Here is a 14322-nt window from a genome sequence, read left to right on the forward strand (position 1 = left end):
ATGCGCACGGGCAGCCCGTTCCCGTGGGCGTCCCGGGCGAGCTGTACCTGGGCGGTGACGGCCTGGCCCGGGGCTACCTGGGCCGCCCCGCACTGACGGCGGAGCGCTTCGTGCCCTCCCCGTTTGGCGATGCGCCCGGGGCCCGGCTGTACCGCACGGGCGACCGCGTACGCTGGCTGGCGGATGGGACGCTGGACTTCCTGGGCCGCATGGACACGCAGGTGAAGCTGCGCGGCTTCCGCATCGAGCTGAGCGAGGTGGAGGCCATCCTCCGACAGCACCCGTCGGTGAAGGCCGCGGTGGCCGGGGTGAACGCGGAGCGCCTCGTGGCGTGGTACGTGCCGGGCGCTCCGGTGGAGGCGGCGGAGCTGCGCGCCTTCGTCTCCGAACGGCTGCCCGCGCCGCTGGTGCCCTCCGCGTTCGTGTCGCTGGACGCGCTGCCGCTCACGCCCGTGGGCAAGGTGGACCGCAAGGCCCTGCCCTCTCCGGATGCGCGCTCGGTCGCAGGCGGGCCCGTGGCTCCGGAGCGGATGACCCTCTTCCAGCAGCGCATCGCCACGCTGTTCCAGGAGCTGCTCCGCCTGGAGTCGGTGGGGCTGCACGACGACTTCTTCGTCATCGGAGGCCACTCATTGCTGGCCACGCAGCTCGTCTCCCGGCTGCGTTCGACCTTCGGGGTGGAGCTGCCGCTGCGCGCCCTCTTCGATGCGCCCACCGTCGCCCGGCTCACGGAGCGGGTGGAGGCCCAGCTCCTCTCGCGCGTCGCGGGCCCGCGCATCCCGGCGCTCGTCGCCACGTCGCGGGACCGGGAGCTGCCGCTGTCCTTCGCGCAGCAGCGGCTGTGGGTGGTGGAACAGCTCCGTCCGGGCGGCAGCCATTACAACATCGCCACCGCGCTGCGGCTGGACGGCGCGCTGGACGTGGAGGCGCTGCGCCGCGCACTGGAGCGGGTCGTCTCCCGCCACGAAGCCCTGCGCACCACCTTCGCGATGAAGGACGGACAGCCCCTTCAGCGGGTGCACGCGGCGGGCGCGTGGGAGCTGCCCGTCACGGACCTGACCTCCGTGCCCCGGGAGTCCCGCGAGGACGAAGCCCAGCGGCGCTCCGTGGAGGAGGCCGCGCTGGCCTTCGACCTCGGCCGGGGCCCCGTCCTTCGCACTCGACTGCTTCGACTGGAGGCGCGGGAGCACCTGTTGCTCCTGTGCATGCACCACATCGTCTCCGATAGCTGGTCGCTGGGCGTGCTGGTCCGCGAGGTGGCCGAGGGCTACGAGGCGTTCGCCTCCGGCCGGACGCCCGTGTTGCCGCCGCTGCCCGTGCAGCCCGCGGACTTCGCCGTGTGGCAGCGCTCCTGGCTCCAGGGGGAGGTGCTGGCGCGGGAGGTGGCGTGGTGGAAGCAGCACCTCGCCGGGGCGCCCCAGGTGCTGGAGCTGCCCACGGACAAGGCGCGTCCGGCGCTCCAGTCCACGAAGGGGGCACTGCTTCCCGTGCACCTGCCGGCGGACGGGGTGGACCGGCTGGTGGCGCTGGGCCGCTCGGAAGGCGCGACGCCGTACATGGCGCTGCTCGCGGTGTGGCAGGTGCTGCTGTCGCGGTACTCGCGGCAGGAGGAGCTGCTGGTGGGCTCGCCCATCGCGGGCCGCGGCCACTCGGAGCTGGAGGGGCTGGTCGGCTTCTTCGTGAACACGCTGGTGCTTCGCGGGCACGTGCGGCCGGGGGACTCGTTCCGCGCGCTGCTGTCCCAGGTGCGGGCCACGGCGCTCGCCGCCTTCGAGCACCAGGACCTGCCCTTCGAGAAGCTGGTGGAGGAGCTCCAGGTGCCTCGCGACCTGAGCCGCAATCCGCTGGTGCAGGCGGTGTTCGCGCTCCAGAACGCGCCCACCGGCGAGCTGAAGGCACCGGGGCTCACGCTGCGGCCCGTGCCCGTGGACAACGCCACGGCGCGCTTCGACCTGGGCCTGCTGCTGCATGAGGCGCCGGACGGCCTGCGCGGCGTCGTCGAATACAGCACCGACCTCTTCGAGCGTCCCACCGTGGAGCGGCTGGCCGGCCACCTGCGAACGTTGCTGGACGCCGTCGTCGCCGCTCCGGACGTCCCCCTGGCCCGGCTGGAGTGGCTCACGCCCGGGGAGCGCGAACAGGTGCTCACGACCTGGAACGCCACGGGCGTGGACTACCCGCGCGAGTCGAACATCGCGGAACGCTTCGCGCTCCAGGCCGCGCGGCGTCCGGAGGCCATCGCGCTGGAGTTCGGGGACGCGCGGCTGACGTACTCGCAGCTGGAGGCGCGGGCGAACGCGCTGGCGTGGGTGCTGCGCTCGCGGGGCGTGGGGCCGGATGCGTTGGTGGCCGTGTGCCTGGAGCGCTCCGTGGAGCTGGTCGTCACGCTCCTGGCCATCCTCAAGGCGGGTGGCGCCTACGTGCCCCTGGATGCCGCGTATCCGGCGCGGCGGCTGGCCCTCATGGTGGAGGACGCGCCGCCCCGGCTGCTCGTCACCACCCGCGCGCTGCGGGCCTCGCTGCCGGCCGCGGAGGGCGTGCCGTGCGTCTTCGTGGAGGAGTCGAGACTGGAGGGGCGGCCTTCCTCCGCTCCGGACGTGGCCCTCTCCTCGCGGAACCTGGCGTACGTGGACTTCACCTCCGGCAGCACCGGCCGTCCCAAGGGCGTCGCCGTGGAGCACCGGGGCGTGCTGCGGCTGCTGCACGGTGCCAGCTGGGCCCGCTTCACTCTGGACGAGACGTTCCTGCTGATGGCGCCCCTGTCCTTCGACGCGTCGACGCTGGAGCTGTGGGGCCCGCTCCTGTCAGGCGGCAGGCTCGTCGTCTTCCCGCCCCAGCCTCCCACCGACCTGGAGCTGCTGGGACAGGTCCTCCGCCGCCACGGCGTCACGTCGCTCTACCTGTCCGCGGGCCTGTTCGCGCAGGTGGTGGACGTGAAGCTGGAGGTGCTGCGCGGGCTGCGGCAGCTCATCGTGGGCGGAGACGTCCTGTCCCCCACGCACACGCGCCGCGTGGTGGAGACGCTGGGCCTGCCAGTGGTCAACGGCTACGGCCCCACGGAGGCCACCGTCTTCGCCTGCTGCCTCCGCATGGAGCGGCCCGAGGACGTCCGGACGGAGGCCATCCCCATCGGGCCTCCCCTGCCGAACACCCGGACGTTCGTGGTGGACGGCTCGCTGCGGCCGGTGCCCGTGGGCGTGCCGGGGGAGCTGCTCATCGGCGGGGACGGGATCGCGCGCGGCTACCTCTCCCGCCCGGAGCTGACCGCGGAGCGCTTCATCCCCCACCCCTTCGCCACCACGCCCGGAGCGCGCGTGTACCGCACGGGCGACCGCGTGCGCTGGCGCGCGGATGGGAGCCTGGAGTTCCTGGGCCGCATCGACAGCCAGGTGAAGGTGCGCGGCTACCGCGTCGAGCTGTCCGAGGTCGAAGCCGCCCTCCGGGACTGGCCCGCCCTCACCGACGCGGCGTGCTCGTGCGCGAGGACGTGCCCGGCGACAAGCGGCTGGTGGCCTACGTGGTGGCGGGCGTGCTGGACGTCCCCGCGCTGCGCGAACACCTGCGGCAGCGGCTCCCCGAGTACATGGTCCCGGCCGCGTTCGTCCCGCTGCCCGTGTTGCCCCTCTCCGCCACCGGCAAGCTGGACCGTCAGGCCCTGCCCGCGCCGGAGGTCGCGGCCGGTGCGCGCAAGGGCCGGTTCGTGGAGCCCGCGGATCCGCTGGAGGAACAGCTCGCCGCCCTCTGGGCCCGGGAGCTGGGCGCCCGGAGCGTCGGCGTCCACGACCACTTCTTCGAGGACCTGGGCGGCACGTCGCTCACCGTGGTCCGCGTCGCCAGCCGGCTGCACGAGGCGCTTCAGCGCGATGTCCCCGTGGTCTGGATCTTCGAACACCCCACGGTCCATGGACTGGCCCGGCGGCTGGAGCGGGAGGGGCTGAGCGCGCGCCCAGCCACCGCGCCCACGCCGACGCCCGTGCCTTCCGAGCCCGCGACGGCCGGGACGGCGGCGCTGCCGTCGAACGCCATCGCAATCATCGGCATGTCCGGACGCTTCCCCGGTGCCGCATCGGTGGAGGAGTTCTGGCGCAACCTGCGCGAAGGCGTGGAGTCCATCTCCCGCTTCACTCCCGAGGAGTTGGAGTCCATGCCCGGCCTGCCTCCGGGCGTGGAGCTGTCACAGCACCCGGGGTTCGTGCCCGCCCACGGTGTGCTCGCGGACATCGACCAGTTCGATCCCGCGTTCTTCGACATGTCCCTGCGCGAGGCGCAGTGGACCGACCCGCAGCAGCGGATGTTCCTCCAGTGCGCGTGGGCGGCGCTGGAGGACGCGGGCCTCGACCCCGCGCGCTTCCCGGGCGTCATCTCCCTCTTCGCGGGGGCGAACGAGTCCGGCTACGCGAACGAGGTGCAGCGGCACCTGCCGTTGGACTCGGCGGCGTTCTTCGAGCTGTTCGGCACCGCGACCTACCAGAGCCTGCCGACGAAGGTGTCCTACAAGCTGGGGCTCACCGGCGAGAGCATGCTCGTGTACACGGCGTGCTCCACGGGGCTCGTGGCGGTGCACGTCGCGTGTCAGAACCTGCTGTCCGGCCTGTCGGACGTGGCGCTCGCGGGCGCGACGCGGCTGTCGGTGCCGCAGCGCACCGGCTACGTGCACCAGGAGGGGATGATCTATTCCCCGGACGGCCACTGCCGCGCCTTCGATGCGAAGGGCCAGGGCACCGTCTCCGGCAGCGGCGTGGCCGCGGTGGTGCTCAAGCGGCTGGAGGACGCGGTCCGCGACGGCGACCCCATCCACGCCGTCATCCGAGCCACCGCCGTCAACAACGACGGGCGCGACAAGTCCGGCTTCACCGCGCCCAGCGTGCAGGGCCAGGCGGCCGTCATCACGCAGGCGCTGCGGCGCTCGGGCGTGACGGCGCGGGACATCGGCTACGTGGAGGCGCACGGGACGGCGACGCCCTGGGGGACCCCATCGAGGTCGCGGCGCTCCAGCGCGCCTACGGCCTGGGGCCCGAGCACCGGGGCACCATCGCGCTCGCGTCGCTCAAGACGAACGTGGGCCACCTGGACACGGCGGCGGGGCTCGCGGGGCTCATCAAGGTCGCGCTGTCGCTGCGCGAGGAGGAGCTGCCCCCCAGCCTCCACTTCGAGTCGCCGAACCCACGCATCGACTTCGACGCGGGGCCGTTCTTCGTCAACACTCGCTTGCGGCCGTGGCCCCGGGGGAAGACGCCCCGGCGCGCGGCGGTGAGCTCCTTTGGCGTGGGCGGGACGAACGCGCACGCCGTGCTGGAGGAGGCCCCGGTCGTCCGGAGCGGGCCCACGTCGCGCTCGCACCAGCTCTTCGTGCTGTCCGCACGCTCGCCGGAGTCCCTGGAGGCGGGAGCGCTGGCGCTGGCGTCGCACGTGCTGGCGGACCGGTCTCCGGAGGCGCTGGAGGCGGCGTCGTTGAAGCTGGCGGATCAGGTGCTGTCCGCGCGCTCGCCGGAAGCGTTGGCGGCGGCGGCGAAGCAACTGGCGCTGCGGGTGCTGTCGGCGCGCTCACCGGAAGCGCTGGAGGCGTTGTCGGCCCGGTTCTCCGTGGACGTCGCGAGCGATGGGCGCGGGTTCGCGGACGCGGCGTACACGCAGGCCGTGGGACGGCGGGGCTTCGAATACCGGCGCGTGGTGGTCGCGAGGGATGCGGCGGACCTGGCGAAGCAGCTTCGCAAGCCGGCCACGCCCGCGCGGTTGAAGGACGTGGAGGGGGCCCGCCGGAAGCGGGTGGCCTTCGTCTTCTCCGGCCAGGGCTCACAGCAGGTGGGCATGGGACGGGAGCTGGACGCGTCCGTGCCGGCGTTCCGTGCGCAGGTGGACGCGTGCCTTGGGTTGCTGGACGCGCCGTTGCGCTCGCGGGTGGAAGCGCTGCTGCGTCCGGGACCGGGCCAGGAGGCCGAGGCCTCCGCCGCGCTCTCCGATACGCGCGTCGCGCTGCCGGCCCTGTTCACGGTGCAGGTGGCCCTGGCCCGGCTGTGGCGGGAGTGGGGCATCGTCCCGCACGCGGTGCTGGGACACAGCTTCGGTGAGTACGCCGCCGCCTGTGTCGCGGGTGTGCTCTCCCTGCCGGAGGCCCTGCGGCTGGCCGTCGCGCGCGGGGAGCTGATGCACCGGCTGCCTCCGGGCGCGATGCTCGGCGTGGCGCTGCCGGCGGCGGAGGTCCAGTCCCTGCTGTCCGGGCGCCTGACGCTCGCGGCGATCAATGCGCCGGACCGGTGTGTCGTCTCCGGGCCCGTGGACGAGGTGGAGCGCTTCCAGGCCGTGTTGCAGCAGCGCAAGGCGGGCGCGGTGCGCATGCCGTCGGGCCATGCGTTCCACTCGGCGGACGTGGAGCCGTTGATGGGAGAGCTGGCGCGCGTGGTGGCTTCGCTCCAGCGGAGTGAGCCCTCCGTGCGGTACGTCTCCAGCCTCACGGGAGCGCTGGCGCGGCCGGGGGAGCTGAGCGCTCCGGACTACTGGGCCACGCAGATGCGGCAGCCCGTGCGCTTTACCGACGCGGTGGGGGCCCTGCTGGAAGAGGGCTGCGGCGTGCTGCTGGAGGTGGGGCCCGGCCAGGACCTCACCCCGCTGATGCGCGCGTGCCTGGGCGAGGACAAGGAACGCGTGAAGGCGCTCGCTTCACTGCGCCGGGGCGGTGCGACGACGGAGCAGTCGGGGCTGTTGCAGTGCGTGGGTGAGCTGTGGATGCAGGGCCTGGAGCTGGACTGGACCGCGTTCTACGCCCATGAGCAGCGCCGCCGCGTGCACCTGCCGACGTACGCGTTCCTGCGCAAGCGCTGCTGGGTGGAGCCTCGCGTCCCTGAGGAGACCGCTCCGGCCTCACGTGCGCAGCCGGTTGATGCGTCGGCGGGCCAGGCCCCCTCCTCCGCGCTGCCCGTGGGCACGGACGCATTGCCGGGCCCCCAGGCCCCGCTGTCCACGGCCGCGCGGGCGCTGCCCTCGGTCGAGCGCCCTGCCCTCCCGGTCCCGGGTGGCCGTGAGGACGCGCCTCGCGGCGACGTGGAGGTGCGGATCGCCACGCTGTGGCGAGAGCGTCTGGGCGTGGACTTCGTCGGACGCGACGACAACTTCCTGGAGCTGGGCGGCAACTCCCTCATGGCCGCGCAGCTCCTCAACCAGCTTCGCGACACCTTCCACGTCCAGGTGCCGCTGGCCGCCCTCTTCGAAGCACCCACCGTCGCGGGGCTTGCCTCCCGCATCGAACCGCTGCTCCAGCACGCCCCCACCCCGGAGCCCACGCGCGAGTTGCCCCTCGTGCCGCGCTCCCGGACGGAGCCACTGCCCCTGTCCTTCGTCCAGGAGCGCGTCTGGCGCCTGGAGCAGTACCTCCCCGGCCTGTCCGCCTACACAATTCCCTTCGTCCTGCGCCTGGAAGGCCCCGCCGACGCCGCCATCCTGGAGCGCGCCATCCAGGAGGTCGTCCAGCGCCATGAGGCCCTGCGCACCACCTACGACGCCGTGGACGGCCGGCCCGTGCAGCGCTTCCATCCCTTCGTGCGCATCCCGCTTCCCGTCGTGGAGGTGGAGGGCTCGCCAGAGGAACGCGAGGAGGCCGCGCTCCGCATCGCCCGCGAGGACGCCGCGCACCCCTTCGACCTGGTGCACGGCCCCGTGCTGCGCACCACGCTCGTGCGCCTGCGCGCGGACCTGCACCTGCTGGTCTGCGCCATCCACCACATCGTCTGCGACACGCTCTCCTCGGCCCTCTTCCTCCAGGAGGTGGGGCAGCTCTACGCCGCCTTCCTCCAGGGCCGGCCGTCCCCGCTGGCGCCCCTGCCCGTGCAGTACGCGGACTTCGGCGCGTGGCAGCGGCAGTCGCTCGCGGAGGCCCGCTTCCCCGAACAGGAGCAGTGGTGGCATCAGCGGCTGGCCGGCATGCCCCGGCAGCTCGGCGTCCCCACGGACCGGCCCCGGCCCGCGAACTGCCCGCTCACCTCCGAGCGCATGGTGCTGGACTTCCCACCGGCGCTCACCGAGGCGCTCGTCTCCTTTGGACGCAGCGAGGGCTTCACGTCGTACATGACGGTGCTCGCCGCGTGGAACGCGCTGCTGCACCGCTACACCGGACAGACGGACCTCATCGTCGGCACGCCCATCGGCAACCGCACGCGCCCGGAGCTGCTGCCGCTCATCGGCTACGTGGCGCACTCCGCCGCGTTCCGCACGCACGTCGGAGACGACCCGAGCTTCCGCGAGCTCTTGCACCGCGTGCGGCGCGAGGTCACCGACGTGCAGTCGCGACCGGACGTGCCCTTCGAGCTGCTCGTCGAACAGCTCGTCCCCGGCCGGGACGTCGGCCGCGAGCGCATGACGGACACGGTCTTCGTCTACCACTCGAATCTGGAGATGGGCGGCGACGCGCTGGCGGCCGTCGGGGCGCGAGGCACCTTCATCGAGGTGCCGGGCACGCCCGTGCAGTGGGGCGCCACGCTGTCCGACCTGACGCTCATCCTCACCGAGGAGCCAGGCCGCGTGCACGGCGCGCTGGAGTACGCGACGGAGCTGTTCGACGCCTCCACCGCGCGGCGGATGCTGGAGCACCTCCAGGTGCTGCTCGGCGCGGCGCTGGCCCGGCCCGAGGAGCCCCTCTCCCGCCTGCCGCTGGCCACCGACGCCGACCGCCGGGCCTGGCCCGTCCCTCCGCCCGTCACGCAGGCTCCGGTCCTTCCCGCCCGGCTGCGCGAACACGCACTGCGGCAGCCGGACGCCATCGCCGTGGAGCAGGCGGGGCGGACCTGGACGTGGCGGGAGCTGGCCTCGCGTGCGCGACGGCTCGCCGTGCCGCTGCGCGAACAGGGGCTCCAGCCGGGGGAACCCGTGGCGCTCTGCCTGCGTGCGTCGCCGGAGAAGCTGGCCGCGCTGTGGGGTGTCCTGGAGGCAGGGGGCGCTCCGGTGGCGCTCGGGCCCACGGACCTGGACTCGCTGGCCGTCTACGCCATGGAGGGCGGCGTCGTGCCCCGGCTCGTGACGTGGCGGGGCTCTTCACCTCCACGCGCCTGGAGTCCTCGCGTGTCCTGCACGTCGAGGAGCTGCTGGGGGACGCGCCGTCCGTGACAGGGGACGCGGCGCTTCCGCTTCCCTCCCCGGAGTCCCTGGCGTGGCTGCTGCCCATGGGCGCGGGCCAGCCCGCGTGGGCGTTGAGTCACGCGTCGCTCACGGGCTTCTTCGCGGGCCTGGATGCGCGGCTGCATCCGGCGCCGGGCACCACCTGGCTCGCCGCGTCCGAACCGGCTCCCGAGAAGCCCGAGCTGGAAGCCCTCTGGGCCCTGTCGCGCGGCCTGCGCGTGCTCTTCCCCTCCGAGGCCACCGCGTCGCGTAGAGGTGCATCGGCCGAGGAGGCCTCGCGTCCGCTCCAGCTCAGCCTGTCGTACTTCGCCAACGACGAGGACTCGCTCTCCGGGCCCAAGTACACGCTGCTGATGGAGGGCGCGAAGTTCGCGGACGCGCACGGCTTCTCCGCCATCTGGACGCCCGAGCGGCACTTCCACTCCTTCGGCGGCATCTACCCGCAGCCCGCGGTGGTCTCCGCGCGCTCGCGGCCGTCACGCGCAACCTGCGCCTGCGCTCCGGCAGCGTCGTGCTGCCGCTGCATGATCCGCTGCTCGTCGCGGAGCAGTGGGCCGTCGTGGACAACCTGTCGCAGGGCCGCGTCGACGTGTCCGTGGCCACGGGCTGGCACGTCCAGGACTTCGTCTTCGCGCCAGGGAACTACGCCGACCGGCGCAACATCCTGCTGCGAAACCTGGAGACGCTGCGTGGCCTCTGGCGGGGCGAACGGCTGCGGCGGCCGGGCGGCAACGGCGTCACCGTGGAGGTGGGCCTGCGCCCGAAGCCGGTGCAGAAGGAGCTGCCCGTGTGGCTCACCGCCACCGCGAATCCGGAGACGTTCCGGCTCGCGGGCGAGCTGGGCGCGGGCGTCCTCACGGGCCTCTTCGCCCACTCGCTGGAGGAGCTGAAGCCGAAGGTGGCCCTCTACCGCGAGGCGTGGCGCCGCAACGGGCACCCGGGCCGGGGCCACATCACGTGCATGCTGCACACGTTCCTCGGGGACGACGAGGCGGAGGTCCTGAGGCAGGTGCGCAAGCCGCTGCTCGCGTACTTCCGGAGCTCGGCGGACATCACGACGTCGCTGCTCGCCGCGCAGGGGTACCAGGGGGAGATCGCCAAGGTGTCCCGCGAGGACATCGACGCGCTGCTGGAGCACACCTTCGAGCACCACGCGAAGGGCACGGGCCTCATCGGCACGGTGGAGAGCGGCATCCAGCGGCTGCGGGAGGTGCGGGCCTCGGACGTGGACGAGGTGACGTGCCTCATCGACTTCGGGCTGGAGACGCCGGTGGTCCTGGAAGGGCTCCGGCGGCTGGCCACGGCGCGGGAGGCCCTGGCCGCTGATGCGGCGACGCCCTCGCGGCGCGTGCGCGCGAGCAGGAGACGGACGCCGAGGAGTTGCTGTCCCTCGCACGGCGGGCGGGCGCGGTGCTGGTGAACACCACGGCGCGGCTGGCCCGTGCGGTGACGGACCTCGCGGGGGCGCGTGAGGCCCTGGCCCCGGTGGGCGCATGGGTCCTGGAGAACGCGTCGGAGGAGCTGGCGGCGGCGCTCCAGCGCACGGCGGGCGGCGACGTGCTGCTCGCGGGTGAAGCCCGTGACGGAGGCCTGTTGCCCCGCGCACCGGAGGAGAAGCTGCCTCCGGGGCTGGACGTCTGGGTGCTGGACGCGGCCGGGAAGCCCGTGCCCGCGGGCGTCGTGGGGGAGCTGGCCCTGTCGGGCGCGGGCCTGCCTGCCGCGCTCTGGAGGGCGGCGGGTGAGACAGCGGAGCGACTGGTGCCGCATCCGCTGCATCCTTCGTCGAGCCTCTACCGCACCGGCCGCCCCGTGCGCCTGCGCGCGGAGGGCCGCGTCGAGGCCGTGAACCTCCCTGGGTTCAAGCTGCCTGCAAAGCGCAGGGTGTCCGCGAGCGCTGCGGCCGTGACGGCCCAGGTCGCTGCTCAAGGCGCGGTGCCGCTCCCGGGTGCGTCGTCCGGGATGGCCCCTGGCGCCGCGCGAGGCCCGGTGCCCCTCACGGCTGCCCTGGCCACGACCGTGCAGGCCCATTCGACGGTGTCCACCGTCGTGGCCTCCGGTGCCCTCCAACCGATTCCGCGTGCGCCGCGAGACCGGCCGTTGCCGCTGTCGTTCGCGCAGCAGCGGCTCTGGTACCTCCAGGAGCTGGAGCCGGAGAGCACCGCCTACAACAACGCGATCATCTTCCGGCTCACGGGCGCGCTGGACATCACCGCGCTCCAGACGGCGCTCCACTCCCTCGTGGAGCGCCATGAGGTCCTGCGCACCACCTACGCGCTGGCCGACGACGGAGCGGTGCAGGTCATCCACGCGACGGGCACCCTTCCCCTACGGACGGAGGACGTTCCCGGCGACACGGCCGAAGCGCGCGAAGCCGCCATGCTGCTGCGCTGCCAGGCGTACACCGCCACGCCCTTCCACCTGGACACGGGCCCTGTCGCCCGCGCGCTCCTGCTGCGGCTGGCTCCCGACACGCACGTCCTCCACCTGCTCCTGCACCACGTCGTCTCCGACGCCTGGTGCGCCCTGGTCCTCAGCCAGGAGCTGCCGGTCCTCTATGCCTGCGCCAGCGCGGGCGTTCCGTCCGTCCTGCCGCCGCTGCCGGTGCAGTACGCCGACTACGCCGTGTGGCAGCGCGCGTGGCTGTCCGGCCCGGTGCTGGCGGAGCAGGCCCGCTGGTGGAAGGACCTGCTCCAGGGCACGCCGCCGCTGGAGCTGCCCACCGACCGCCCCCGCCCCGCCACGCAGTCCTACGCGGGCGCCGCCCACGCCTTCCACCTGCCTCGGGAGCTGTCCGAGCCCCTGCTCACCCTGGGCCGCCGTGAAGGCGCCACGTCCTTCATGGTCCTGATGGCGCTGTTCCAGGTGCTGCTCGCCCGCACCTCCGGACAGGACGACTTCGCGGTGGGCACGCCCATCGCCGGCCGGTCGCGTCCGGAGGTGGAGGGCCTGCTGGGCTGCTTCGTCAACACGCTCGCCTTCCGCGCGAAGCTCCACGGGGCGCCGGGCTTCCGCGAGCTCGTGTCTCGCGTGAAGCAGCAGGCCCTGGGCGGCTACGGACGCCAGGACATGCCCTTCGAGCAGCTGGTGGACGTGCTCCAGGTGCCTCGCGACCTGAGCCGCACGCCGGTGTTCCAGACGGTCCTCAACGTCATCAACGTGCCCGAAGCCCAGACGACGGCAGGCGCCGGGCTCCAGATTGGCGGCGTGACCGTGCCGGTGACGACGTCCAAGTTCGACCTGTCCCTGGAGGTCTGGGAACAGCGCGACGGCCTGCGCTGCCGCCTGGAGTACGCCACCGCCCTCTTCGACGCCGCGACCGTGGCCCGCATGGCGGAGCACCTGACCGAGCTGGCCAGGGCCGTCGTCGCCGCGCCGGACGTCCCGGTCTCCACCCTGCCGTGGCTCACGCCGGCCGCGCGCGAACAGGTGCTGCGCGGCTGGAACGACACGCGCGTGGACTTCCCCCGTGGCGCCACGCTCCACCACCTCTTCGAAGCGCAGGCCGAACGCACGCCAGAGGCCCTCGCGCTCCAGTTCGAGGACCAGCGCCTCACCTACGCGCAACTCGAAGCCCGGGCCAACCAGCTCGCGCACCACCTGCGGGCTCGCGGCGTGGGTCCGGAGACGCTGGTGGGGGTGTGCCTGGAGCGCTCCGTGGAGATGGTCGTCGCGCTGCTGGGCGTCCTGAAGTCCGGCGCGGCCTACGTCCCGCTGGATCCGGCCACGCCCCCGGAACGGCTCGCCGGGATGCTGGAGGACACCGCCGCGTCCGTGCTGCTCATCCAGGAGCGCCTCCGTGCCGCGCTGCCTTCGCATGCCGAGCACCCCCTCGCGCAGGATGCGCGGGGAGGAGCCCGCGCCTCACAGCCCAGCAGCATCGCGCACGTCATCGCGCTGGACACGCAGGGGGAGCTCCTCGCGCGGGAGTCCACGGCCCGGCCCGTGCCGCTGGCCGGGGATGACGCCCTTGCCTACGTCATCTTCACGTCCGGGAGCACCGGCCGCCCCAAGGGGGCGATGAACGCGCACGCGGGCGTCGTCAACCGGCTGCGCTGGATGCAGGCGCGCTACGGCCTCACGCCGTCGGACACGGTGTTGCAGAAGACGCCGTTCAGCTTCGACGTGTCCGTGTGGGAGTTCTTCTGGCCCCTGATGACGGGCGCGCGGCTGGTGCTCGCGCGGCCCGGCGGACACCAGGAGCCGGACTACCTGGTGGCGCTGATGGCCCGCGAGGGCGTGACGGCCGCGCACTTCGTGCCGTCCATGCTGCGTGTCTTCGTGGAGGAGCCCGGCCTGGAGTCCCTGACGCGGCTGCGTCAGGTGATGTGCAGCGGCGAAGCCCTGCCTGCGGACCTGGTGCTCCGCGCGCAGGCCCGCCTGCCGCACGCCACGCTGCACAACCTCTACGGCCCCACCGAGGCCGCCGTGGACGTCACGTCCTGGGAGTGCCCGCGCGACGCCTCGCTCCGCGTCGTCCCCATTGGCCGGCCCGTGGCCAACACGCGCATGTACGTCCTGGATCGCCACGGACAGCCGGTGCCCGTGGGCATCCCGGGTGAGCTGTTCATCGGCGGCGTGCAGGTGGGCCGGGGCTACTGGCGCCGCCCCACCCTCACCGCCGAGCGCTTCCTCCCCGATGCCTTCAGCGACACGCCCGGCGCGCGCCTGTACCGCACGGGCGACCTCGCCCGGTGGCGCACCGACGGCACGCTGGAGTACCTGGGCCGCGCGGACTTCCAGGTGAAGCTGCGCGGCTTCCGCATCGAGCTGGGAGACATCGAAGCCGCGCTCCAGTCCTGGCCCGGCGTGCGCGACGCCGTGGCCGGCGTGCGTCAGGACGACGTGGGAGGACCGCGCCTCGTCGCCTATGTCACCGTCGACGGAGGGACGCTCGACACCGCGGGGCTGCGCGCGTTCCTGCACTCGCGGCTGCCCGAGTACATGGTGCCCTCCGCCCTCGTCCGCCTGGAGGCCCTGCCGCTTACCTCCAGCGGCAAGGTGGACCGCAAGGCCCTGCCCGCGCCGGACGCGCCCGCCGTTGTTCGCGGCGAGCCCATCGCCCCGCGCGACGACACCGAGCGCACCCTGTCGGAGATCTTCGCGCAGGTGCTCGGCCTCGCGCGGGTCGGCGTGCGGGACAGCTTCTTCGAGCTGGGGGGCCACTCGCTGCTGGCGACCCAGGTGGCCGCGCGCGTGCGGGCACGCCTGGGCCGGGAG

General features: G+C 73.5%; 4 protein-coding genes and 1 pseudogene. 4 read left to right on the forward strand and 1 reads right to left on the reverse strand.

Going from position 1 to position 14322, the window contains the following annotated elements; all coding sequences use genetic code 11:
- Positions 1–209 precede the first annotated feature (209 nt).
- Both ACLEQD_RS21520 and ACLEQD_RS21525 read left to right on the forward strand, forming a co-directional pair.
- A pseudogene (locus tag ACLEQD_RS21520) lies at positions 210–3410 on the forward strand (amino acid adenylation domain-containing protein); the annotation flags it as partial.
- A gap of 331 nt (positions 3411–3741) precedes the next feature.
- Positions 3742–9093, forward strand: a complete 5352-nt coding sequence (locus ACLEQD_RS21525; protein WP_410386275.1) for a condensation domain-containing protein — start codon at positions 3742–3744, stop codon at positions 9091–9093.
- An 88-nt stretch (positions 9094–9181) separates the two neighbouring features.
- Here the strand turns inward: ACLEQD_RS21525 and ACLEQD_RS21530 are convergent, their stop codons facing one another.
- On the reverse strand, positions 9182–9541 hold the full coding sequence (locus ACLEQD_RS21530) for a hypothetical protein (RefSeq protein WP_410386269.1): 360 nt from the start codon (positions 9539–9541) through the stop codon (positions 9182–9184).
- Between the two features lie 75 nt (positions 9542–9616).
- On the opposite strand from ACLEQD_RS21530, the gene ACLEQD_RS21535 reads away from it, so the two are divergent.
- The gene (locus ACLEQD_RS21535) at positions 9617–10525 is read left to right on the forward strand and encodes a MupA/Atu3671 family FMN-dependent luciferase-like monooxygenase (protein ID WP_410386271.1); all 909 of its coding nucleotides are present in this window, start codon (positions 9617–9619) and stop codon (positions 10523–10525) included.
- Positions 10486–14322 (forward strand): amino acid adenylation domain-containing protein (locus ACLEQD_RS21540; protein ID WP_410386273.1); only part of this gene is annotated, 3837 nt, incomplete at its 3' end. The genes ACLEQD_RS21535 and ACLEQD_RS21540, both read left to right, overlap by 40 nt.

It is taken from the genome of Corallococcus sp. 4LFB (assembly GCF_046520365.1).
In the GTDB taxonomy this organism is placed as follows: Bacteria; Myxococcota; Myxococcia; order Myxococcales; family Myxococcaceae; genus Corallococcus; species Corallococcus caeni.